Genomic DNA, 22,814 nt, shown 5'->3' with positions numbered 1-22,814 from the left:
TATTGAAGGTATGGGTTTGGCCAAATCTCATCGGTAAGTAGCACATCTGTATGAAATACGATGTCGCTCGTGTTTAACTTTTCTCAATAAAATCTTTAATTTAAATTGTTAGTACGAATTGTCATTATATCGCAAGTCACTATCTTCGTTTTGAATGACGTTCGCTTAAGTTTGAACTACACAGTATTAGAAACGCTAATGCTGATCGAGAAAAAGGTGAGGATATTACCTATGAAGAGACAGAAAAGAGACCGTTTAGAAAGAGCACATTCACAAGGATTTAAGGCAGGATTAGCCGGTCGGTCGAAAGAAAATTGTCCCTATCAACAAGTAGAACACAGATCAGAATGGTTAGGCGGATGGCGAGAAGCGATGGATAATCGCAACATCTTTAAAACCTGATACCGAATTTTAGGAGAGCAAAGCCCCAGATGGGGCTTTGTGTGTTTTTAAAGCTATAAAACGATAACAGCGAAAAAGTTAAAATGCGCTGGTATCTTGGAAAAGACCTACTTTCAAATCTTTTGCTTCATAGATCACGCGACCATCAACTTCGACGATGCCATCTGCTAGACCCATAAATAGCTTACGTTTGATAACGCGCTTCATTTCAATGCGATAAGTCACTTTTTTAGCAGTCGGTAAGATTTGACCCGTAAACTTCACTTCGCCCACACCGAGTGCACGACCAAGACCAGGACCGCCAGACCAACCAAGGAAGAAGCCAACCAATTGCCACATCGCATCCAAACCTAAACAACCAGGCATTACTGGATCACCTTTAAAGTGGCAGTCGAAGAACCACAGATCAGGATTGATGTCGAGTTCAGCAATAATTTGACCTTTACCATGCTCACCACCGTCATCATTAATTTGAACGATGCGATCCATCATCAGCATGTTGTCGCTAGGTAGGCGGCAGTTGCCTTCACCAAACATTTCTCCACGACCACATAAAATAAGTTCTTCTTTTGTATAGCTGTTCTTCGGTTCCATAAATCTTCTTCTTAACTTGCAAATTGACGCTACTTTAGCGTACAGATGTACGCTAAACAACTCCGAACAGTTAAAAAGCGTACGGAGACTTGTAAATTTTGCGCTAAAGATATGTCTATTTGATTAAATTTCAAAAAATTGAAGAGATTAAATGCAAATCAGTTCCAATTAGGGGCGATTTATAATGTGAAAATCATTATAATCGGGGATGATTTTTTAGCAGGCTATTTTGGGTGACCTATGCTCCTTTTTGTTGACTCTTTGACCGTAATTGATTTTTCGTACCTTTGCCCACGTCGTGGTGCGGTAGGTGAAAGTTGGATCACCGATATTGTGTTGCATGGTGAGCTAAACGAAGAGTCTATGGTGTTAGACTTTGCAAAAGTTAAAAAGCAAATCAAACGTATTATCGACGAAAAGCTGGATCACAAATTAGCGGTACCCAGCGCGCTTGCGTGTAATGCAAAACACAGTGAAGGCCGATTTGAATTTGATATGCAATTTGATGGAAATCACTTAGCCATGAATGCACCGGAAGAGGCGGTGTGTGTAGTGGAAGGGGATGAAATCAATGAAGTCAATGCCATTGCTTACCTTAAGTCTGTTATTATGCCGCATATGCCTGAAAACGTGAAAGATTTAGATATAACACTGCGTCCAGAGGCTGCAACAGGCTTCTATTATCACTACAGCCATGGCTTAAAGAAACACGATGGCAACTGTCAGCGTATTATTCATGGTCATCGTTCATTGATTGGTGTGAAGCTCAATGATATCAGCATGCCTAGATTACAAAAACAATGGGCGGATAAATGGCAAGATATTTATCTTGGCAGTGAAGAAGACTTGATTGATCCTAGTTTGCTTCAGTATGTAACCGCTCAAGATAAAGATTATGCGTTCGCGTATACCTCGTCGCAGGGATATTTTGAGTTGGCGATCAGTAAATCGCGTTGCGATATATTACCTTGCGATACAACAGTTGAATGTATTGCGGAGTATCTTGCTGGCCAAATAAAGCTTGAAAATCCACATGATAAGGTTGAAGTAAGAGCATACGAAGGGGTTGGAAAAGGAGCGATTGCGTATGCTTAAACGTGCAATTGTCATATTGCTTGCGAGCACCACATTATTTGCTGAGGCGCTTGAATTAAAAGGTAACCTGACACAAGGTGGCTTGGTCGTCGGTAAGCTTGAAAATGCAACTGAGATAAAGCTAAACGAAACAGAATTAAAGCGCTCTAAAGATGGTTATTTCGTGTTTGGTTTTGGCCGTGATGCTGAACTTAACCACATCTTGAGTTGGCAGTCTGATGATGGTCAAAAGCATCGCCAAGCGATAGTGATCACGAAAAGAGATTACGATATAGACAAGATCACGGGAGTGGCGAAAAAGTATGTTTCGCCACCAGAGTCGGTGCTAAAGCGCATACGTGAAGAAGCACAAGCCGTGTCAAAAGCAAGACAAGGCAATTCGGATTTATTATTCTTTAAAGACCCCGTTTTCAGACCTGCGAAGGGCCGTATTTCAGGTGTTTATGGTAGCCAAAGATATTTTAATGGTGAGCCAAAACGACCACATTTTGGATTAGATATCGCAAACAAAACGGGTGAGCCGGTCTTAGCGCCGGTATCGGGTAAAGTGGTGTTTGCAAATCCAGATCTTTATTACAGTGGCGGCACTTTGATTATCGATCACGGTCACGGCATTACCTCTACGTATATCCATCTTAGTAAACTGGATGTTAAGGTTGGCGATACGGTAGAAACAGGCGATAAAATCGCTGAAATTGGCGCGACGGGCAGGGTAACTGGCCCGCATTTAGATTGGCGCTTTAATTGGTTCGGGGAGCGACTCGATCCAGCTCTACTTATGAAAGATACAATAGCGGATAAAGCAGTACAAAAATGACAGACGAACAAAGACAAGCCATTGTTGAGCAACGCATTAAAAGCTCAATCACACACGTAACAAAAACCGTATTCCCAGGTCGTACAAACCACCATAACACCTTATTTGGTGGTGACGCACTGGCTTGGATGGACGAAGTTGCCTTTATTGCTGCAACGCGTTTTTGTCGCAAACCTTTGGTAACGATTTCGTCAGACCGAGTCGATTTCAAAGAGGCAATTCCTGCTGGTACTTTTGCTGAATTAGTATCTAAAGTAGTGCATGTTGGTAATACCAGCTTAAAGGTTGATGTTGAAATCTATCTTGAAAGAATGCACAAAGATGATAAACACTTAGCAATTACCGGTAGTTTTACCTTTGTTGCCGTAGATGACAATCATAGGCCAACTCCTGTGGTTTGTGACAAAATGCTAAACGGCTTTGATAGCTAGTTTTTCGCTAAGATTTTATTTTTAAAATCTCTAAAGCAAATATAGGGCTTAGCCCTATATTTAATAGATTAAAAAGAACACATCATACAAAGCTTTTTAAAATTGCTATTCGTCAAGAACGGCTAAAACCATTTATGATAATTAATCGAGGCATCATTTGTTATTCGAATCGAATTTCCTTTATTCAGAGGACAAATGAGTCACTTTTTACTCATAATTTTTTGACAGTCAAAAAGCCAAAGACCATACTTTTTACCAATATAGTGAAATAGGAGTGGTGCTCATGGCAATTCCAGTAACCGTTGCAGACGATTCTATGATGTCGAGAAAGGCTGTGCTTAGGGCAATACCTGAAGACTGGGATGTCGAGGTCAGTGAGGCAAAAAATGGCAAAGAAGCATTGGTGATGGTTGAGCAGGGCAAAGCTGAGGTGTTATTTTTGGATCTCACTATGCCAGAAATGGATGGTTTTGAAGTTCTTACGCATCTACACGAACACCACGCAAAAACCGTGGTAATCGTTATTTCCGCTGATATTCAGCCCGAAGCGAAGAAGTTGGTGGATAAACTCGGCGCATTTCGCTTTTTGCAAAAGCCATTACAAAAAGAAGAGTTACATAACACGCTACAAGAGCTAGGTTTATTATGAACATGCCACTCAGTGAAGAGCAAAGGGATGGCTTGCAAGAGCTAATGAATATATCCATGGGCCAGGCAGCGAACTCTTTAGCTCGATTAATTGAAACGAAAATTAGCTTATCTATCCCTGAAATTACTTCGGTAAGCCCAAATCAACTCAATGAGATCTGTAATACCGCACATGTTTACAGAACGAGGCAGTCATTTTTAGGGGAAATTAAAGGTGAAGTCATTAATCTATTGTCACCGCAAGGCTTACAAGAAATAGCCGAGCTTATGGACTACGATAGTCCACTCGATGACTCTGATCTCAATGAAGTCTTATTAGATTTGTCTAACATTTTGGCTGGTGCATGTTTAAACGGCTTTTCTAGCCAGCTAGAGCTTAAAACCTCATTGACTATGCCGACTATTTATAAACATCAACTATCCGACGACATTGCTGAGTGGAAAACCACATTAGTAATGAAAATTGCATTTATAATCGAGTCTATTGCTTTTGATTCGAGAGTGATTATTTGTTTAGATGAAAACTCCATTAAAACAGTGATCCAAAAACTTAATGCCATGCTTGGAATAGAGGACTGACTGTGTTTAGCGAATTGCAGCGTTACATTCCGGTTGGAATTTGTGTCCTAGACCAAGCACATACGGTGGTTTTTGCGAATGATTTTTTGAAAAACCGGCTACCGGATAACACTCCCAAAAATATTGAGGGCATGTCCATCGATGAGGTATTTCCTGAAGCTGCAAAAATCATTAAGCGGAAATTGAAGAGTGTTTTTGCTTTAAAAGCAGCAAGTTTTAGCTACTGGGAGCATCGCCCTCACGTGTTTGAACTTAGCAGCAGCCGTCCCGTTACTGGCGATGAAACTTCAATGTATCAGAACATTCAATATGTGCCGATTTTTGAGCATTCTGAAGAAGTGAAAAAGGTATGCGTGATCATACAAGATGTGACGGAGCTTGCGAGCTATTATCAAGAGCAAAAACGTCTAACCGAAGCATTAGAGATAGAAAAGCAGGAGTTAAAAACACTCAACCTTAAGTTAGAAGCTGCACAAAACCAATTACTACAGTCTGAGAAAATGGCTGCAATTGGCCAACTTGCTGCTGGCGTGGCGCATGAAATCAACAATCCAATTGGTTTTGTGAATTCCAATATTCAAAGTTTAGAAGGCCAGGCTAGCGGGCTGTTTGCGATGCTCGATTTTTATGAATCGAATTTTAGTACACTTGCTGACATTGGTTTAGCACAGCAGGAGCAGCAGCTCCAAAATCAGCATAGTATTGATTTTTTAAAGGAGGACGTGCCTGAATTACTGCAAGAATGCTTAGAAGGGCTGGACCGAGTCTCTAAGATAGTTGAGAGTTTGAAATCCTTTTCTCATGTTGATAACCAGGAGTGGCAAGAGGCAGATCTCATTAAAGGGATTGAAAGTACGCTGAAAATAGCCAATAACTCAATTAAGTACCATGCGGTTATCAACAAAACTTACTCGCTTGATGATGAAGTGTTGCTATATTGTCAGCCGATGCAGATTAATCAGGTATTTTTAAATTTAATCATCAATGCTGCACAGTCGATAGAGTCAAGCGGTGCGGTAACTATCTCTATCGAAGATAAACAAAACGAGGTGATTATTGCCATCCAAGACACTGGCAAAGGGATCCCAGCTGAGGACATCAATAAAATTTTTAACCCATTTTTTACCACCAAACCTGTTGGTCAAGGTACTGGCCTTGGTCTGTCTCTATCATATAGCATCGTCGCCAAGCACAAGGGTCGCATTCAAGTTGACTCACAAGTCGGTGTAGGCACAACGTTTACGGTATCCTTTCCTAAACTCAGCGAAGCAGATTTCTCCGACGAATTTACGGATAAGTAATCAATCAAACCCAGTTCATAATAAAATTAGCCTTCATTAGGTTAGCGTTTCTTTGCAATTCATGTACTTCCTTATTGTTTTTGTTCTGATTATCCAGTTTTCAATCAGTTGGCTTTAGCTTTCTGCCACAGGTTTCGTTGTCAAAAAATCCACTATAAATCCGTCACTGCGGTAATACTCAATACTACGAAATTGTTTATAACCACCTGTTTTTAAGATTATTTTTACCACTCAAAAATAGTTAACATAAATTATTGCTCAAATTTTGACAGATAAGAAATGTGAGACTAAAGTAACATATAAGACAAATGAGACGAGGTGAAAAATGCAAGCGATCACAGAAAACACACAGTCATTGCAATATCTCACTTTTCAGTCAAGACAGGATTGCTATGCAATTGAGATCCTGTCAATAAAGGAGATTATTGAATTGGGCTCCGTGACAAAAGTCCCCTTGATGCCTGAGTTTATTAAAGGAGTGATCAATTTAAGAGGCTCAGTTGTACCCGTTATCGATCTGTCAGCTCGGCTTTGTGGAGAAGTAATAGAAGTTGGCAGACGAACCTGCATTATCATTTGTGAATTCAGTATTTCTGACAACCTCATTGAGATGGGTGTCATTGTTGATGGCGTTAATGAAGTCATAGAAGTTGACGCAAAAGATCTAACCAACTCACCTCAGTTTGGCGCGCAAATCAGAGCCGACTTCATCGCTTCCATGGTAAGACGCGGAGATGAGCTACTCATCGCGCTAGACCTTGAAAAAGTTCTCTCAGTTGAAGAGATGGCTGAGCTGATAGAGTTAAGCGAGCGTGGCAGTCACCTTGGGGAGTCAGCATAATGCAGATACTTCCAATTAATGAGCTAAAGGCAATCTACAAGTACTACATTAGCGCTGCGGTGTTGCTAAGCCTAGTATTGTCTCTCACGCTATTACTCAGTGTTCGCGTTGATATCTTATCGTTATCTTCTGTGCTCATCACCAGTGCACTCTTAGCGGTAACGTTAAGGCAGCGTCATTTAACCGCAAAAGTCATTCTTGATTGTGAGGCATTTGCTAGTTATTCGAGTGAGATGCAAGAGCATTGCGAGGTAGAGCAGCACAATACAGAATCTGTAGCCGCGATTTTAGAAACTGTTATTAATCAGGTCTACAGTATTAAAACCTTGGGTAATGACTCGGTTTCAGGGCTCACCTTGCAGTTTTCAGAGTTAAGACAGGCACTAAATAACACGATTGAATCGGCACGAGGTTCAGTAGAAAACTTCGGTGATGATGAACACTGTTTTGCCAAACACAGTCAAGAAGAACTCAATGAAGTCCTGCACAGTTTGCGTGTGGCTCTTGGTTCAAAACTCGAGGTCGTCAACTCCAATCAAGCTGTAAGCCATGCCGCCAAGGAATTAACTGAGCAAACCAAATCTATTCAAAAAATATCAAAAGAGATCACGTTATTGTCACTCAACGCATCAATTGAAGCTGCAAGAGCGGGGGAAGCCGGTCGGGGGTTTGCCGTGGTAGCGGAAAGGGTGCGTGAGCTTTCGGATATTACCTCAGAAGCTGCAGAGCTTATTATTGAAAAGATGAACGGCTTAACCAATGCCGTTGCTGACAATACTGAAAAGCTCACCGAATCACAGGCACAAGACGTTACGCTTATGGATGACGCTGAATTACATATCCGAAAAGTGCTAAATGAGATGGCGACGGTCGCTAATGAGCTGACGCAATCGGTACATGGATTAGATGATACCGCAAGCAAGATAAAAGCGAACGTCGATGACGCGATAACCGATTTTCAATTTCAAGATAGAGTGAGCCAAAAGCTAGAACACATTTGCAAAGGGCTTACTTCATTAGTCTCACTATACAGGACAGAAGGTGAGCTAGGCGAGGAAGGGCTGGCTGCATTGCAGCAAGAAATGTTCAACTCTTACACCATGAAAGAAGAAAGGGAATGTCATGTTTCAACCACTGAAAATACGTCTCAACACGACCATGTTGAAGACGAAGTAACATTTTTCTAGGAGGTCTTATGACTAAGAAAATTATGATAGTAGATGATTCGGCTTCAATTCGTCAGGTGGCAAAAATGACACTACTCGCTGAAGGTTATGAAGTCATTGATGCCTGTGATGGCCTTGACGCAATCAACAAGCTAGATGACGGCAAAATCAACCTGATCATTAGTGATTTGAATATGCCAAACATGGACGGGCTGAGCTTGTTGAAGAAGGTGAAAGAAATGGGCCAGTATCGCTTTACGCCTTTTTTGATGCTAACCACAGAATCGGGCTCGGATTTCGTGAGTCAAGGCAAGCAAGCGGGAGCAAAGGCTTGGATGATAAAGCCGTTTAAACCCGAAAAGCTGATTAATACCGTTTCACGTATTTTGGCTTAGGAGCATAAATATGAGCAACTTAACCATTGTGCTGCCAGAAGTATTGACCATTTATGAAGTGAGCAAAGTGGCAGCAAAATGGCAGCTCATGTTAAGCGATGACACGACGGCGGTAGCGATTGACCTTAGCGAGCTGTTGGAGGTGGACGCTGCAGGCTTTCAATTAGTTGTAGCACTCGCACAGTGTTGTACGGAAAAGCCGTTATCTGTGATAGGTGTCGATGAGCATCACTCACCTTGTGCCTTATGGCTACTCAATACCTTAGTTGCATCAAACTGCGCGCAAAGGAGGTAAGATGGTTGATTTATCCGAAATTCAAGCGGTCTTTATTGAAGAAGCCAAGGAGTTGGTACTTCAATTTGAAGAAAGTCTCTTGGCAATGGAGTCTATACTGCCAAATAGTGACGACGAGATCATAAACGAGGCGTTTCGTGCTGCACATACCATAAAGGGCTCAGCCGGTGTTGTTGGCTATGACCATATTGTCGATTTTACGCATTTTGTTGAAGCCACTATGGAGCTTCTTCGTGATCACGCGCTAAATCCTTGCGAAAAACTGATTTCGACTTTGCTCGAATGTAATGACCATATAAATGCGTTAATTAAGTGCTTAGAGTCAAACGAAGATTTTCCTCAGGCGTTGACCGATGCTGAAGCTGGGCTGCTAGAAAGTTTAAAGTCATATAGTGGTTTGCAAGACCAAGCCTCAAGTGAGCAAACCGTTGTCGAAAATCAAGAAGCAACGCAGAGCTTTCGAGTCTCAGCGCAGTTTTATAAGGCCTGCATGGTGGATGGTTTTGATCCGCTTTCGATTATTCGGTACATCGAAAGTAAAGGTAGTACGGTAGAAGTAGATTGGCTAATTGATGAGGTACCTGCGCTTAACGCGGTCACACCAGATGAACTAGAATTATGCCATTTTAGAATGCAGCTAGAGATACATCACTCTACGCGAGAAGATATTGATGAAGCATTTGAGTTTATTGCTGCAGAATCAAATATTGAGATAGCCCCAATTGAAGATGATAAGCCAACGCCAACACTTGTCAAAACTGATAAACAGCCCACCAAAAATAACAAAGTCAAACCAAAGAATCCCGAGCGGATGATGAAAATACCGGCGCAGAAGCTAGATGAATTAGTCAATGAACTTGGCGAGCTGGTTATCGTGTCTGCGGCACTTGAAGATCACACTAAAACAATACGCGACTCGGCCCTTACCGAAATTGTTGAGCATATTCAACAACTCGTTAGTGATGTGCAAAGCAGTACACTACAACTCAGAATGGTACAGATAGGCGAAACGTTTAATCGCTTTAGCCGTGTGGTGCGCGACACCTCAAAGGAGTTGGAAAAACAGGTTTCTTTAGAAATTATGGGGGCTGAAACCGAACTTGATAAATCAATGGTTGAAAAGATAGTCGACCCTCTTACGCATTTAGTTCGCAATGCCATTGATCATGGTATGGAGTCACCAGCACAACGAGCGGACAGTGGAAAGCCTGAATACGGTACTTTATCACTCAAAGCCTTTCATGATTCTGGCAGTATTGTAATAGAGATCAGTGACGATGGACGCGGGCTAGACAAAGAAAAAATTAAAGAAAAAGCAATTCAGCGTAATCTGATCTCACCTGATACTGAGCTTACTGACAAAGAAATTGCTAACTTAATTTTCGAACCAGGCTTTTCCACAGCCGAAAAAGTATCAAATATCTCGGGACGCGGTGTTGGCATGGATGTGGTGAGAAAAAACATTGAAGCGGTACGTGGAACGGTGAGTGTTGAATCTGTCGAGCACCAAGGTACGTGTTTCCAACTCAGGTTGCCGTTAACCATGGCCATTATCGATGGTTTTATGGTGAGTGTTGCTGATGCTAAGTTCGTCATTCCACTCGATATGGTTACAGAGTGTATTGAACTTCCGCTTGGCAATGGGGCAACTCGTCAAACCGATTACATTAATCTTCGCGGTACGGTGCTGCCATTTATTCATTTGAGTCGTATTTTCGACTTACCAACGAACCCTAAAATCAGACCAAGCATTGTCGTTGTGAAGTATGGTCAGTTGCGAGCAGGCATCGTCGTCGATCAGCTGTTAGGTGAGTTTCAAACGGTCATCAAACCACTCGGTGCGTTATTTGAAAAGATGTCGGGGATCAGTGGCTCAAGTATTTTAGGGTCAGGAGACATTGCGCTCATTCTTGATGTACCAAAGCTTATTCATGATTTTGCTCATGAACCTGAATCTAGAAAATTAGCTAACTCTTAATAAGGGGATACATAATGGGAATTTTACCAGCAATCTTTGACAAACAAGTTAATCAACTGTCGAAGGCAGTCGTAAACGCGATTGAACACTCAGATCTTACCCAAGTAAACCCCGCTTTATATGAAGGGGAAGCCAAAACACTCGCGACCAATGTATTAAGTTTGCTTAAAGGCAATGCAGAATTAGAGGCTATCGAGACTACAGGCACATTTGCTGCACTGTTAGATGGTGCAGGTCGGGTTGTTCATCAAAGCAATCAATTTACCCAACTTATTGCAAATAACGCACAAAGTGATGGTGGATATATTACTGATATGCTGTCGTTGCACAGTAACTTTTCCGAGCTGATAGATAAGACCACCAAAGTTAATATGCCAAGCGGATCTTATCAATTAGAAATCATGAAATTAGCACAGCCCATTGCCAACTGTAGTTTCGTGGCTAAATTAATCAGCCAATCGAGTTTGAGCGCTGGAAGTAATAGCGATTTTTATAAACAAGCCATGGATTACAGTACCGCTTGTATTATGCTAGCCGATGAAAATTACGATATTGTTTATATAAATCGCGCCATGCGAGACATGTTACTCAAGTTAGAAACTGCGATCCAAAGCACGTTACCTACCTTTTGCGTTGACAAACTAGTGGGAGGAAGTATCGACCAATTCCACCGTAATCCAAGCCACCAGCGCACTATGTTAGCGAGTTTAAACTCTACGCACGTTGCAAGACTCGGGTTTGGTGAGCACAGCTTGGAGCTCATGATCACCCCTGTATTTGATGAAAACAATAAGCGTATTTCTACTACGGTTGAGTGGAAAGACGTAACTGATGAAAAGCGTAAAGAGCGCTTGTTAGAAGAAGAGTTTGGTGTTGCCTTCCAAGCGGTAGCTTGTGGGGAGTTTGACAGACGCATTGAAGCCAGTGAGTTAGAGGGATCGATAGGCAGAATTGCAGAGGCATATAATAAGTCGATAGAAGTGCTGGAATCGGTACTTGAGGACAATTTTGCCGTGCTAAACGCAGTGAGTGAAGGTAACTTATCATTAAAGCCCAAAGTACAAGCACAAGGGCTTTTAGGTGAGCTGGCGCAACGTACAGCCAATCTCACCGGTGTGTTAGATACCTTAGCGACCGATATCGTCGAGTTGGTTTCACAAGCGGTCAAAGGAAACATCCAAAATCGCGCAGACACCTCAAACTATGCCGGCGCATTTAAAACCATGACTGATGGTCTTAACGAGGTATTGGAAGCCACTGAAAAGCCAATTAAAGAAATTGCTAACGTCATGGAGGGGTTAAAAGAAGGTCGCCTTGATGTTGAGATTGCAGGAAGCTATTCAGGTGTCTATGACGAGTTAAAGCAAAGCGTCAATAGTACAATCTCCAGTTTAAGTCGCATTATTTGTGATGTTCGTTCTAACTCTGAATCGCTAGCGCAGGCATCAACTGAAGTCTCCTCTACAGCACAGTCATTGGCACAGAGTGCAAGCGAACAAGCCTCATCAGTTGAAGAGACATCAGCCTCGGTTGAACAAATGACGGCATCCATTGCCCAAAATGCAGAAAACTCCAAAATCACCGACGGTATGGCATCAAAAGCGGCGGGTGAAGCACAAGAAGGCGGTAGCGCCGTGGAAGAGACCGTATCGGCCATGAAACAAATTGCCTCTAAGATAGGTATTGTTGATGACATTGCTTATCAAACGAATCTGTTGGCACTCAACGCTGCCATAGAAGCGGCTCGAGCTGGAGAGCATGGTAAAGGGTTTGCTGTGGTGGCTGCAGAAGTCAGAAAGCTTGCTGAGCGATCTCAATTTGCAGCGCAGGAAATATCTCAGTTAGCATCTGGCTCAGTGAGCAAAGCCGAGCGGGCAGGCAGTCTACTTGCTGAAATCGTACCTGCGATTGGTAAAACCTCTGATTTAGTACAAGAGATCTCCGCAGCGTCAGACGAACAAGCTGCGGGTGTTGGCCAAATCAACGACTCGATGAATCAAATCACCCAGCTAACGCAGCAAAATGCGTCATCGTCAGAAGAGCTTGCAGCCACCGCGGAAGAAATGTCCAGTCAAGCAGAGACGCTTACCCAGCTCGTCGCCTATTTTAAAATCGGAGACATTGAAAGCCAAAGCAAAATGCGCGTGTTAGAAGGAGGCAAGCCACAAACAGAAGCACAACCCGTCGCCGAGCGAAAAGAAGTTAGTGCTGGGCGAGCTCGCTCAAAAGAGCACTTTGAACAGTTCTAAGGAGGTGCCACATGATTGGGGACTTTATTAGCGATCAAGAATTTACCTGTATTGCTGACTTCTTCAAAGCCGAATCAGGAATACATCTTAGGGATCATAAAAAGAACTTAGTCTGTGGACGACTAAATCAAAGACTGAGGATTTTAGGATTAAGTAGCTATGGTGAGTACATTGAGTATCTAAAGATACCCAATAACAAAGGTGAGCGAAATATGTGCATCGACTTGCTGACTACCAATGAAACCTATTTCTTCAGAGAGCGTAAACACTTTGAAAAGTTAGCAGAGCTGTTTACCACTTACTACCAAAAGTCTGCACCAGATATTTGGTGTGCGGCTTGCTCTTCTGGCGAAGAGGCATACACCTTGGCCATGTGCACGCAGGAACATTATGGCCACGGGAATTGGGTCGTGCGTGCCAGCGATATTTCTGAGCGGATGCTGGATTTAGCGAAAAAGGCAATTTACCCCTTACATCGTGCTAAAAACATTCCTGACGAATACCTAAGGAAATACTGTCTAAATGGCGTCGGAGAGAAGACCGGCTATATCATGGTGAATGATGAGCTCTATCATCAAGTTAATTTTTTCAAAAATAATCTACTTGTGCCTTATATCGGTGGTAAAGCTGACATAATATTCCTCCGTAATGCACTGATCTATTTTGAAAAAGATGAGAAGGTAAAAATCCTAGAAAATATTTATAGGGCAATGCCGAAGCAAGGTTTTTTGTTTTTAGGACACTCCGAGAGCTTAAATGGCGTGTATGATAAATTTGAATCAATCGCCCCTGCGGTGTATGCAAAATGTTGATACCAAACAGAGACGTTGAATCAATATTTTTGCAGCCGGGTAGTTTGGCGATTGAGTCATTTCGTCCAGCAACGCTCAATACCTTGCTGGGGTCCTGTGTTTCATTTGTTTTAGTGTCTAAGCAGCACCAACTAGTTGTTGTGAGTCATATGCTATTGCCAACCACAGAAAAGCTGAATGACGATGAGCCGGCTAAATATGTCGATAAGACTTTTTCTTTGGTTCGACAATATTTAAAGCGGTTTAGTATCCCAGAGAATTGTGTGGAGATTAAGCTTTTTGGTGGTGGAGAGATGTTCAAAACGTCTTGTTCAGAGACTGTCGGTATGCGAAACATCGAAATGAGTCATAAGCTGATTGACGATTATGGATTTAGGCTTGTCGCGCGCGATGTTGGTGGCCCTTATTATCGGAGAATTCAAGTGGATCTCAAGAATGGCGCTTGCCGGGTAGACCGTTTTCATGTTGCGTTATCGAGTAGGAGAGCAACCTGATGTCGAATAAAATTTCCGTCTATATTATCGATGACTCTGCAGTGGTAAGACAAACGGTCACTGCGATGTTGGAGTATTCGCCTGAAATCTGCGTGACTAAGGTGTTTAGCAACCCTGTCTTGGCGCAGCCCAGCGTGTTGGCAGAGCCGCCAGATGTTATTATTCTTGATATAGAAATGCCACAGATGGATGGCATTACCTTTTTACGCTGGCTCATGGCCAATAAACCTATCCCCGTGATCATTTGTTCATCGCTAACAACCACAGGTGCTCAACTGTCGGTAGAGGCACTCTCTCTTGGCGCATTTGAAATCTTAACTAAACCAGAGTGTGGCTTAAAATCATTTCTTGAGTCTCAACGCGAGCAATTTATTAAGGTGGTTAAGCAAGCGAGATTCTACAGACCAAAGTCCTCTACGGAAGACATAAGCCGTGCGCCTGCTATCAATGTTGCAATGAGCAATACCAACCTTGCTATTAATACCACTGATAAAGTGGTAGCCATCGGCACTTCGACAGGGGGGACGCAAGCGCTTGAGTACATATTTAGTCAATTAGAACCCGAATTGCCTGGTATTGTGGTGGTACAACATATGCCAGCCAACTTCACTAAAGCCTTTGCTCAAAGGCTAAATGATATTTCAAAATTAAAGATTAAGGAGGCTGAGCATAACGAACGCGTACTGGCTAACCATGTGTACATCGCGCCAGGAAGCCATCACCTTCAGCTTGTTCGTCGTGGTGCATTCTATTACACTCAGCTCAAAGATGGGCCGCCAGTGCAGCGCCATAAGCCTTCGGTCAATGTATTGTTTCAATCTGTTGCGAAGCAAGTTAGAAGCAATGCTATCGGATTTATATTAACCGGAATGGGCGCAGATGGTGCATTTGGTTTGTTAGAAATGAAGAAATCGGGGGCGCAGACTTATGCACAAGATGAAAGCTCCAGTATTGTATTTGGAATGCCCAAAGAGGCCATTAAGCTAAATGCTCACAGTAAAGAAGTGGCTCTAGCGGACGTGCCGATGACAATAACTCAATGTTTTTCATAGCGTTACTGTTGGAGTAAGCGCAACTCTTGTCTACACGATTAAAAGGAAATTAGCTTGAAAGCGACCATATTAACCCGAACTTTTTATCATGGATTGGCTGTAGTTATAGCCATCACTCTATTTGGGTGTGCGCCACAAAATAGGACAGTTTTAACACCCACCGAGAAATTGAACGTTGAAGCGTTTCACTGTGGCGAGCAGTGGATGACAGAGGTCGATGATCTTTTAATAAGTGGTGATGGTAGCGGGCATGGTCCTGATCTTGGCAGCCAAGAATGGCAATCGGTCATTGAGTTTAAACTTGGTGTAAGAAGTTACTCGGATAAGCCCGACCGTAGCACGCAGGATTGGTGTCGCTATATTGACGAGCACTTAAAACAACATACCCTACATACGCCTTCATTCGCTTGTAACGAGGTAAGAGCTGGAAGCATGGAAGCCGTTATTTGTGATAGTGCGGCGTTGTCTCGACTGGATCGCAGGCTCAATTCTGTGTATGAAAAAATTGTAAAAGAGCCGCATTCGAAGCAGCTTCAAGCCGAGCAAAGAGGGTGGATAAAAGGGCGCAATGCGTGTTGGAAATCTAGCGATAGCACGCATTGCTTGAAGCAGTCGTATATTCACCGTATTGCCGAGCTTGAGGCTCGTTTTGCATTAGTGACTAGCTCCGGGCATACGACGTATCTCTGTAACGATAAGTTATTATCCGTTTTTTACTATGATACTCAGCCACTAAGCATGGTCGCAGAATTTAATGACAGTGAAAAGCTGATGTTCATCGATAACTCCGCCAGTGATACTCATTACCGCGGTGGCGATTATCACCTTAAAGTACAAAGTAATGTAGCAATATTAACTTGGGGTTATTACCAACAGCCCATCCAGTGCAGGGTTACAGCAGACTAAATTTAGAAGTAGATTAGCGCTTCGAGCTGAAGCGCTAATCACCGGTTGAATGATAGCAAATCTTGTCGAGCATCATGATAATAAACGAGTCGTCTTTTGCTTTTCCTAAGAACTCCATTGCGTTAAATTCAAACGTCCCATCAGATTTGACTTCGTATTGAAGAAGAAAATCAAACTTTTCGCCTTCTTCTTCTACATAACCCTCAATATTTATGTAGTTTCTGCCCCAATCGCTTGTGAGATAATCCCAAGTGAGTTCGGTAAAAAAATTATTCATAACTTGGCGAAAAGTGTAGTCGCTACACTCTTTAAACGGTGTGTCCTGCATTCTGTCAATTTCTAACTCAGCAGTATAATCGGCATAAGCTACGGATGAAGTGACTAAAAATCCAAGTGCAGCTAGGTTACGTGAGAGCTGTTTCATCATTTTTCCATTTTTATGTCTGACGCGAAATTAAAGTATATCAAGCAATATGAAATATTTTGTTATTCGAACCAAACTACTTTATTTTTGCCAGTATGTTTAGCCTCATACAAAGCTTTATCAGCATCATTTAAATGTGCTGTAATAGACATTTTTTCCATCTCGGGAAGTACCGCTTTTACACCAATGCTGACCGTAAGGTGTATTTTCTCTTTTTCTGACAGTGTAATTTCCAAGTTAGATATGGATTCTCTGATGGTCTCAATCAGTGCGCTAGATGATCCATGTGTGGCATCAAGTAACACAAATGCAAACTCCTCTCCTCCCATTCGCGCGGTAAAATCATCACTGCGTAGCGCATCCTTTATGGTGTAAGCAATCAGCTTAATGGCTTTGTCACCAGCATCGTGACCGTAGGTATCATTAATTGACTTAAAGTTATCGATATCTACCATACCAATTAAATAGGGGAAGGATATCTCACCAACTTCGGCGGCTTTTTCCATAAAGGCACGTCGGTTGGGCAGGCCTGATAAGGTGTCGGTCATTGCGAGTTCAAGCAGTTTGTTTTCTGCTTCTTGGCGCTCTTTATCGAGTTTAACCGCATAGTATAAACCCGCTAGAGAATCGACCAGTGGTTGTAAGAATTTTGCATCTTCTTCGGTATAGTCAAAAAACTTATTTGCAAGTCCTATCATACCGACCAATTCGCCATTGAGCTTTATCGGCAGCCCCAAAAACTTAGAGATCCTTGGATGTCCTTTTGGCGTGCCTTTCGATGCAGGGTGCTTGCCTCGTTCATTACTAATGACTGTTTTTCCCGTCAGGATCACTGATCCGAACAGATTATTAAAGTCAGTAAAATAGAGATCGTTATCATAATATCTCTGTACCAATTGAGAGCTTAAATCATTCCACTGCATTTCTGAAATGGCATGAATAAAGAGCCTTGGTACTCCGGCGGTATGCTCAAGCTCGCCGATCAGCGCAAATTGGCTATCCGCAATGTCGATGAGCTCTTCTAGAATTTCACGGCATGATTTAGACAGATCACCAGTCTTTAAATAGGCTGACTGTGCTTTACTGATAAAAGACAGTAATTGTTTTTGCTTTCGCTCTTGCAACTGTGCTTCCATCCGGTAGGTAATATCCCGGTGAGTACCAGCAAGGCGCAGTGCTCTGCCGCTATTATCGCGTTCAACCACTTTGCCATAGGTTTCTATCCACACCCAGTGTCCGTCGGCATGCTTCATTCTATAGGACGTGGTGTAGGCATCGGTTAACCCTTGTAGGTGCTTGGCTAGGTCTCTTTCTACATGACTACGATCGGCTGGATGAATAAGTTGGCGGAAGTAATTAACGCTGGTCTCAACGTATTCAAATTCAATTCCAAGCATATCACACCACTTTTTATTAACTTTATTGATATCTGCTGGAATATTCCAATCCCATGTACCTAGCTCTGAGGCTTCTAGCAACAGGCGCATCTGTCTGTTCGTCTCATTGAGTTTGTCTTCGGTGTACTTTTGCGCAGTATTTTCGGTAATAAAAGCCTGAATGCTTGTCATTCTGCCGTCGTGGTTAAAATGCGCCACGGTGATCATACGGATCCAGATCTGTTTTGAGTCTAATGCCATCTCTAGCAAAATTTCAGACGCTTCTAAACCATCCAAGTGGTTTTGTAAATTAAAATGAAATTTCTCAACACTTGGCTCGGTGAGTAAGTCTTCAAAATGCAATTCCCCGGAGCATAAGTGAAAAGCGTCAATACCAATCACGCGCTCAATATTCGGAGAAACCGTACGAATGCGCAGCCCATTATTATACTTCCACTTAATTAACACGATTGGTGAAAAACGGATTAACTCTTGATCTTCGAGGTATAACGAATAGTTTTTTTGTAGCTCTAAAATATTGGTGATAAGACCGCTGATCGTCTCGAGTAAATGAACATCTCGCTCGGCATAGTTTTTCGGTTTGGTATCGATTAAACATACGCCACCGATTGGCTTACCGTCGAGTCTAAAAGGTACACCCAAGTATGAGCGAATGTAGGGCTCGCCAGTCACGAGCGGGTTATTCGCATAGTTTTCATCCAAGGCGGTATCTGGAACAAGTAAAGACTTGTTATGTTTGATTAAGCTCTTACAAAAAGCATCTTGCTCCGGTGTCCTGTCGGCTAGGATCCCATGTCTGGCGATCAGATGTTGCCATTGCCCTTCAATTACAGTGACTAAAGTTATTGGTACCTCAAAATAATCAGATAGGGAGGTGAGTAGCGTATTGAGGTCGGCGAGCGGAAAGCTTGATTCGACTAAATCTTGTGTTAATTCAACTTTTGCAAAAGTATCCACGCCTACTCTCCATTATTTAAAAATGCAGCAAGTTGAGTGGTATTACTTTGTATCTCGTGAGGTAGCGCTGTATCGAGTAACTTTTCCAACTGAATTTCTAGTTCTATCTGTTTTCTTGGCAGTAAGGATTGCTCAATGTTATCCAGTACGAACAGATAGTTATGGGTCGGTGATGGTAATATTTTATAGTTTCTGAAAACTTCTTGCGCCGCAGCTGCCAATTTCGCTGTGGTGAGTTCGCAAGTTGGCAACGCATAGTAAGTGAGAACGGGGTTTATCGAGTAACATAATAGCAGTTCGGTGATAACTTCATAGACGTTAATTTCGTCTGTTACTTCGACTTTTTCTATGGTGATCAGATAGAACTCTTCGTCTTTTGGATTGCTGCGGATCTCACATCTTAAAACACCAAGAGGAGTGTGGTAGATACCATTACCACTAAAGCATGCCGAAAACTCTGCAAGAATCTGAGATTCAATGTCTTTGCTGAGATTATGCTCGACAACTTGGCCTTCATTATTGATTAATACCCGTGGACAATCACGCTTTTTTAGTTGTTCCTGTAAAACCGTTTTAAAATAATTATTATTGTATACGTCTATTGCTGCATTAACTTCTTCGAGTAATTTGTCGTTCTCCCATGGTTTACACAAAAACTTATGCGCAACCTTGCTATTAATCATATCAATAAGCATATCGGAGTCGGTGTAACCGCTAAGAATTAGGCCAATTGCACCAGGGGTTATTTTTTTGGCTCGTTTTAGAAAATCTCCACCATTCATTAGCGGCATTCTAAAATCAGAGATAATAACCTGAACGGGGTGCGTGTCTATGTACTCAAGAGCTTCAAAAGGATTATCAAAACTGACAACCTCTACCGAAGGCAGCCGTATGACTCGTTTTAACGCCTTAAGTATTGACGTTTCATCGTCTAATATCAGTACTTTGTAACTAACTAAAGTATTTGCTTCTGAGTTCATAGAAAAGCTCCAACCAATCTTGGCTCTTTTGATCAAAAAAGGTGTTGATCACCGTCTGATTGACTTCTTTATTGGTGATAGTGTCTATAAGCAACAATAGCTTAGTGGCATTGCAATCTGAGCTACCCATTTCTAGGGCATTAATGAGCGCATACAATTGATCCGTGATGGCTGACTCGTAGCCAATTAATGTGGCTGTATAAAGGGCGATATGCAATTTCTCGGTATAGCAACTCTGTGGGGAATGACATTGACTTTCGGTAATAAGCTGAGCTATTTCTGAGCCGAGCTCGCCAAGAAATAATAAGGATTGAAGAAAAACAATGCGCTCAGAGTCAATTGATCCGTCATGTAGCTTGTGTACCAATTCCTTAAGTAACTTGACCTTTTTAAAGTTAATATCGCTTAACTGCTCACAGTTCGCGATATCATATCTGGCTGCGACCATATTGTGATAACACACAGAGACAATAATTGCAGACACTAAATCCACACCAAGCGTCTTAATTGCGGTAGAGAGGGAGTATTGTTTTGTCGATAATCCCACATAAGCACTGTTACACAGGTGGAATAATTTAGCTTGAATGAGCACCTCTTGTTCCAGCATTGCTTCAAGCTTGTGAAAATCTAAATCAATGTCTTCAATTTTACTTAGCAAGATAGGCAATTCGTTCTCAATGAAAGTTTCATTTAGCGCACGCTTTATTGCTTCACTTAATGGCAGCTCATTGAGTCGATAAAAAGCGGTGATCACATCATCGAATTCTTCTCTTCTAAATGGCTTAGCGACGATAAAGGTCGCAGAAATTGAAGACTTACACAGTACCTTGCCTGTGGTATCGCCGGTTAACAACACGGTAAGGACTTGTGGATAACGGCGCCTCACGATATTGATTAATTCAACACCGTTAATCGATGGCATAAGGTAATCACTCACTAAGATGTCGATGCTTGCTAACGTATCTAGGGATTCTATGAATTGTTTAGGTGATGAAAAGGTCAATATTTCAGCGCCTTCTATGCTGATTTTGAAGTGGCGGTGGAGCGACTTCAACATTAACTCATCGTCATCAACGAGCACAATCCGTGGCACTTGGCTTTTAATAGACATAGTGAGTAAACTCCTCAAGCAAAACAGGTTTTCCGATGAGATATCCTTGTACTTCATCGCATTTTAACTGTTCTAGAATCTCAAGCTGCTCGACGGTTTCTATACCTTCAGCGACAACTTTTAATTCAAGGTCGTGAACTAATCGAATAACATTTTGGACAAGATCTCGAGCTGATTTTGAACTGTCGATGTTTTCAATCAGGCTTTTGTCAATTTTGATAACATCCACTGGCAATTTTGAAATATAGCCCAATGAGGAATATCCCGTACCGAAGTCATCGACGGCGATGGAGAATCCGATTTCTTTTAATTGTAGTAATTTGGTTTTAGCTTGCTCGAGATTTTCTAAAACAAAGTTCTCAGTGATTTCTAACTCGAATTGCTCGGGTTTGAGCGAATACCTTTCAATAATCGAATACATGGTTTGTACAAAGCTGGGATCGGAAAGTTGATAAGGTGAAACATTCACTGCAACTTTTTGGATCTCTAGTTCTTCCTTTTGCCATTCGCACAGTGCGATACACGTCTGCTCAAGCACCCAAGTTCCTATTTTGACTATTTGTCCGTCTTTTTCTGCCAACGGAATAAAATAATCTGGTGAGTTAGCGCCAAACTGGGTGTTCTTCCAGCGAATTAACACTTCACAACTATTGATTGAATGTTCATTTAAATTAAGCTTAGGCTGGAACCTTAGATAAAATTCATCATTATCAACGGCGTTAAATAATGCCTCAGAGACTTTATGCTCGTTTAGTTTTTCTGAAAGCAGTGATTGCGAATAACGCATATAGAAGTCAGTACGAGACTCGCAAACAAATTGGGTATAGATAACTAAGCTGTCTATTGCTTCCGAGAGTGGTTGCTCAGGCTCTATCATGGTGTACGAGACAGAGAACTTGATTTGGATATTTTTGCGAATGAAAAATTGTTTAATTGAGTTGATTAACTCATCTAAAAATTTGTGTACCTCAATTTCACTTTGTACTGAATCTAACCAGAAAATGGCTTGATCAAAGCTGATTTCAAGCATCGAAAAATGAGTCGCTTCGCTCAGTAGAGCATGATCTATGATTTTTTTAAACGTATCTGAATATATTGGGGTATTAGAAATAATATTCTTAACCAACAAATCTCGAATTTTCAGGCAGATCATGACAGAGTTATCGGTGCGATTGATATGTTCTAGAAAGCCCAGTTTGCTCTGATAAAAGTTAGGATATTTATCCTGCTCGCTGGAAAGGGGTTTAATGATAAGTAGGTAGCTGGACTCTGTTTTTAGCTTGAGCTCAACTTGACATAACACCCCAGAGCTTTTTAGTGTTGCAATTCTACGGTCAGTAAAATCATCAAGGCATTTATCACTTTCAAAATTAAACAGTTGAAAGAAATTACCTTTATTGACCTCGTTCAACACTAATTCCGTGTAAGCATAATTGCAATCGATGACATTACCTATGGTATTTACTTCGACTAAAGGTGCATTATTATTACGCAGGATTTGGGTTTTTAATTCGTTTTTGTGATGGTTTGTGAGTGCCGCTTCTATCGTTGTGTATAGCTCTTCGTTATTCCAAGGCTTGGATAAAAACTTAAAGGTATTATTCGCGTTGATAAGCGACTTCATATCGTCATAATCAGCTTGCCCACTGAGCACGATGCATTCAATACTGGGATCATGCTTTTTCACTTCTTGGATAAGCTCTTGGCCATTCATGTTGGGCATTCTGAAATCAGTAATAAGCACATGCGGTTTGTGCTCTTGTATCAAACCAAGCGCTTGTCTTGGGTCATCGGTATATACCACTTCATAATGCTGTAAACGCAGAGTGCGTTTAAGCGACTTTAGAATATCAATTTCATCATCAACCAACATGATAGGTGCATTCATAG

Annotated in this window: 23 protein-coding genes; 17 read left to right on the top strand and 6 right to left on the bottom strand. The window is 41.9% G+C overall.

From position 1 onward, the window contains the following. The first annotated feature begins 231 nt into the window (after positions 1-231). Positions 232-402 carry a ribosome modulation factor gene (gene rmf / locus CTT31_RS09140; protein ID WP_010372771.1) on the top strand — a complete coding sequence of 57 codons (171 nt, stop codon included), beginning with the start codon at positions 232-234 and terminating at the stop codon, positions 400-402. Between the two features lie 78 nt (positions 403-480). On the opposite strand, the gene fabA is transcribed toward rmf, so the two are convergent. Further along, complete coding sequence (gene fabA / locus CTT31_RS09135; protein WP_010372774.1) at positions 481-996, bottom strand: 3-hydroxyacyl-[acyl-carrier-protein] dehydratase FabA; 516 nt, start codon at positions 994-996, stop codon at positions 481-483. Between the two features lie 240 nt (positions 997-1,236). Between fabA and CTT31_RS09130 the strand changes: the two genes are divergently transcribed. From CTT31_RS09130 to CTT31_RS09055, 16 genes are all read left to right on the top strand, one after another. Next, the gene (locus CTT31_RS09130; RefSeq protein ID WP_260491134.1) at positions 1,237-2,091 is read left to right on the top strand and encodes a 6-carboxytetrahydropterin synthase; all 855 of its coding nucleotides are present in this window, start codon (positions 1,237-1,239) and stop codon (positions 2,089-2,091) included. Further along, entirely contained in the window at positions 2,084-2,908 is an 825-nt protein-coding gene (locus CTT31_RS09125; RefSeq protein WP_130126332.1) for a M23 family metallopeptidase, read from the top strand. The genes CTT31_RS09130 and CTT31_RS09125 overlap by 8 nt, the downstream gene beginning before the upstream one ends. Next, positions 2,905-3,339, top strand: a complete 435-nt coding sequence (locus tag CTT31_RS09120; RefSeq protein ID WP_010372783.1) for an acyl-CoA thioesterase — start codon at positions 2,905-2,907, stop codon at positions 3,337-3,339. Before CTT31_RS09125 ends, CTT31_RS09120 begins: the two co-directional genes overlap by 4 nt. A gap of 283 nt (positions 3,340-3,622) precedes the next feature. Continuing rightward, positions 3,623-3,988: a response regulator gene (locus CTT31_RS09115; RefSeq protein WP_010372787.1), complete on the top strand. Its 366-nt coding sequence runs from the start codon at positions 3,623-3,625 to the stop codon at positions 3,986-3,988. Beyond that, positions 3,985-4,566: a chemotaxis protein CheX gene (locus CTT31_RS09110; RefSeq protein WP_010372790.1), complete on the top strand. Its 582-nt coding sequence runs from the start codon at positions 3,985-3,987 to the stop codon at positions 4,564-4,566. The genes CTT31_RS09115 and CTT31_RS09110 overlap by 4 nt, the downstream gene beginning before the upstream one ends. Before the next feature lie 2 nt (positions 4,567-4,568). Continuing rightward, complete coding sequence (locus tag CTT31_RS09105; protein WP_211857559.1) at positions 4,569-5,867, top strand: sensor histidine kinase; 1,299 nt, start codon at positions 4,569-4,571, stop codon at positions 5,865-5,867. A gap of 325 nt (positions 5,868-6,192) precedes the next feature. Further along, a complete protein-coding gene (locus CTT31_RS09100) occupies positions 6,193-6,708 on the top strand; it encodes a chemotaxis protein CheW (protein WP_010604740.1) in 516 nt (171 codons plus the stop codon). Further along, entirely contained in the window at positions 6,708-7,895 is a 1,188-nt protein-coding gene (locus CTT31_RS09095) for a methyl-accepting chemotaxis protein (protein WP_010372799.1), read from the top strand. The genes CTT31_RS09100 and CTT31_RS09095 overlap by 1 nt, the downstream gene beginning before the upstream one ends. 8 nt (positions 7,896-7,903) lie before the next feature. Further along, positions 7,904-8,269, top strand: coding sequence for a response regulator (locus CTT31_RS09090; RefSeq protein ID WP_010372802.1), 366 nt, complete (start codon positions 7,904-7,906; stop codon positions 8,267-8,269). Positions 8,270-8,279: 10 nt separating this feature from the next. Further along, positions 8,280-8,564 (top strand): STAS domain-containing protein, encoded by a 285-nt coding sequence (locus CTT31_RS09085; RefSeq protein WP_039495895.1) that lies wholly within the window; start codon positions 8,280-8,282, stop codon positions 8,562-8,564. Position 8,565: 1 nt separating this feature from the next. After that, positions 8,566-10,542, top strand: coding sequence for a chemotaxis protein CheA (locus tag CTT31_RS09080; RefSeq protein ID WP_260491133.1), 1,977 nt, complete (start codon positions 8,566-8,568; stop codon positions 10,540-10,542). A gap of 14 nt (positions 10,543-10,556) precedes the next feature. Next, positions 10,557-12,791, top strand: a complete 2,235-nt coding sequence (locus CTT31_RS09075; protein ID WP_260491132.1) for a methyl-accepting chemotaxis protein — start codon at positions 10,557-10,559, stop codon at positions 12,789-12,791. Positions 12,792-12,802: 11 nt separating this feature from the next. After that, positions 12,803-13,603, top strand: a complete 801-nt coding sequence (locus CTT31_RS09070) for a CheR family methyltransferase (RefSeq protein ID WP_260491131.1) — start codon at positions 12,803-12,805, stop codon at positions 13,601-13,603. Continuing rightward, positions 13,597-14,097 (top strand): chemotaxis protein CheD, encoded by a 501-nt coding sequence (locus tag CTT31_RS09065; protein WP_260491130.1) that lies wholly within the window; start codon positions 13,597-13,599, stop codon positions 14,095-14,097. The genes CTT31_RS09070 and CTT31_RS09065 overlap by 7 nt, the downstream gene beginning before the upstream one ends. After that, positions 14,097-15,149, top strand: a complete 1,053-nt coding sequence (locus CTT31_RS09060) for a protein-glutamate methylesterase/protein-glutamine glutaminase (RefSeq protein WP_260491129.1) — start codon at positions 14,097-14,099, stop codon at positions 15,147-15,149. Before CTT31_RS09065 ends, CTT31_RS09060 begins: the two co-directional genes overlap by 1 nt. A 54-nt stretch (positions 15,150-15,203) precedes the next feature. After that, entirely contained in the window at positions 15,204-16,055 is an 852-nt protein-coding gene (locus tag CTT31_RS09055) for a lysozyme inhibitor LprI family protein (protein WP_211857551.1), read from the top strand. A 34-nt stretch (positions 16,056-16,089) separates the two neighbouring features. Here CTT31_RS09055 and CTT31_RS09050 read toward each other — a convergent pair whose 3' ends face one another. From CTT31_RS09050 to CTT31_RS09030, 5 genes are read right to left on the bottom strand one after another with little or no spacing between them, the layout of a single operon-like run. Then, positions 16,090-16,482 (bottom strand): hypothetical protein, encoded by a 393-nt coding sequence (locus tag CTT31_RS09050; protein WP_260491128.1) that lies wholly within the window; start codon positions 16,480-16,482, stop codon positions 16,090-16,092. Positions 16,483-16,541: 59 nt separating this feature from the next. Continuing rightward, entirely contained in the window at positions 16,542-18,833 is a 2,292-nt protein-coding gene (locus tag CTT31_RS09045; RefSeq protein WP_260491127.1) for a sensor domain-containing diguanylate cyclase, read from the bottom strand. 2 nt (positions 18,834-18,835) lie between these two features. Then, on the bottom strand, positions 18,836-19,813 hold the full coding sequence (locus CTT31_RS09040) for a response regulator (RefSeq protein ID WP_039495885.1): 978 nt from the start codon (positions 19,811-19,813) through the stop codon (positions 18,836-18,838). Then, a complete protein-coding gene (locus tag CTT31_RS09035; RefSeq protein ID WP_211857549.1) occupies positions 19,785-20,924 on the bottom strand; it encodes a response regulator in 1,140 nt (379 codons plus the stop codon). Before CTT31_RS09035 ends, CTT31_RS09040 begins: the two co-directional genes overlap by 29 nt. Next, positions 20,914-22,812 carry an EAL domain-containing response regulator gene (locus tag CTT31_RS09030; RefSeq protein ID WP_260491126.1) on the bottom strand — a complete coding sequence of 633 codons (1,899 nt, stop codon included), beginning with the start codon at positions 22,810-22,812 and terminating at the stop codon, positions 20,914-20,916. The genes CTT31_RS09035 and CTT31_RS09030 overlap by 11 nt, the downstream gene beginning before the upstream one ends. Positions 22,813-22,814 lie beyond the last annotated feature (2 nt).

Origin of the sequence: Pseudoalteromonas maricaloris, assembly GCF_024746855.1 — a bacterium.
Classification (GTDB): Bacteria; Pseudomonadota; Gammaproteobacteria; order Enterobacterales; family Alteromonadaceae; genus Pseudoalteromonas; species Pseudoalteromonas maricaloris.
This window is presented reverse-complemented; position numbering and strand designations above follow the sequence as displayed.

Coding starts and splice junctions, on each gene's coding strand:
- CTT31_RS09090 (WP_010372802.1), top strand. CDS start 7,904: ATGACTAAGAAAATTATGATAGTAGATGATTCGGCTTCAATTCGTCAG.
- CTT31_RS09050 (WP_260491128.1), bottom strand. CDS start 16,482: ATGATGAAACAGCTCTCACGTAACCTAGCTGCACTTGGATTTTTAGTC.
- CTT31_RS09120 (WP_010372783.1), top strand. CDS start 2,905: ATGACAGACGAACAAAGACAAGCCATTGTTGAGCAACGCATTAAAAGC.
- rmf (WP_010372771.1), top strand. CDS start 232: ATGAAGAGACAGAAAAGAGACCGTTTAGAAAGAGCACATTCACAAGGA.
- CTT31_RS09075 (WP_260491132.1), top strand. CDS start 10,557: ATGGGAATTTTACCAGCAATCTTTGACAAACAAGTTAATCAACTGTCG.
- CTT31_RS09080 (WP_260491133.1), top strand. CDS start 8,566: ATGGTTGATTTATCCGAAATTCAAGCGGTCTTTATTGAAGAAGCCAAG.
- CTT31_RS09130 (WP_260491134.1), top strand. CDS start 1,237: ATGCTCCTTTTTGTTGACTCTTTGACCGTAATTGATTTTTCGTACCTT.
- fabA (WP_010372774.1), bottom strand. CDS start 996: ATGGAACCGAAGAACAGCTATACAAAAGAAGAACTTATTTTATGTGGT.
- CTT31_RS09060 (WP_260491129.1), top strand. CDS start 14,097: ATGTCGAATAAAATTTCCGTCTATATTATCGATGACTCTGCAGTGGTA.
- CTT31_RS09115 (WP_010372787.1), top strand. CDS start 3,623: ATGGCAATTCCAGTAACCGTTGCAGACGATTCTATGATGTCGAGAAAG.
- CTT31_RS09035 (WP_211857549.1), bottom strand. CDS start 20,924: ATGTCTATTAAAAGCCAAGTGCCACGGATTGTGCTCGTTGATGACGAT.
- CTT31_RS09100 (WP_010604740.1), top strand. CDS start 6,193: ATGCAAGCGATCACAGAAAACACACAGTCATTGCAATATCTCACTTTT.
- CTT31_RS09070 (WP_260491131.1), top strand. CDS start 12,803: ATGATTGGGGACTTTATTAGCGATCAAGAATTTACCTGTATTGCTGAC.
- CTT31_RS09110 (WP_010372790.1), top strand. CDS start 3,985: ATGAACATGCCACTCAGTGAAGAGCAAAGGGATGGCTTGCAAGAGCTA.
- CTT31_RS09095 (WP_010372799.1), top strand. CDS start 6,708: ATGCAGATACTTCCAATTAATGAGCTAAAGGCAATCTACAAGTACTAC.
- CTT31_RS09030 (WP_260491126.1), bottom strand. CDS start 22,812: ATGAATGCACCTATCATGTTGGTTGATGATGAAATTGATATTCTAAAG.
- CTT31_RS09040 (WP_039495885.1), bottom strand. CDS start 19,813: ATGAACTCAGAAGCAAATACTTTAGTTAGTTACAAAGTACTGATATTA.
- CTT31_RS09125 (WP_130126332.1), top strand. CDS start 2,084: ATGCTTAAACGTGCAATTGTCATATTGCTTGCGAGCACCACATTATTT.
- CTT31_RS09085 (WP_039495895.1), top strand. CDS start 8,280: ATGAGCAACTTAACCATTGTGCTGCCAGAAGTATTGACCATTTATGAA.
- CTT31_RS09065 (WP_260491130.1), top strand. CDS start 13,597: ATGTTGATACCAAACAGAGACGTTGAATCAATATTTTTGCAGCCGGGT.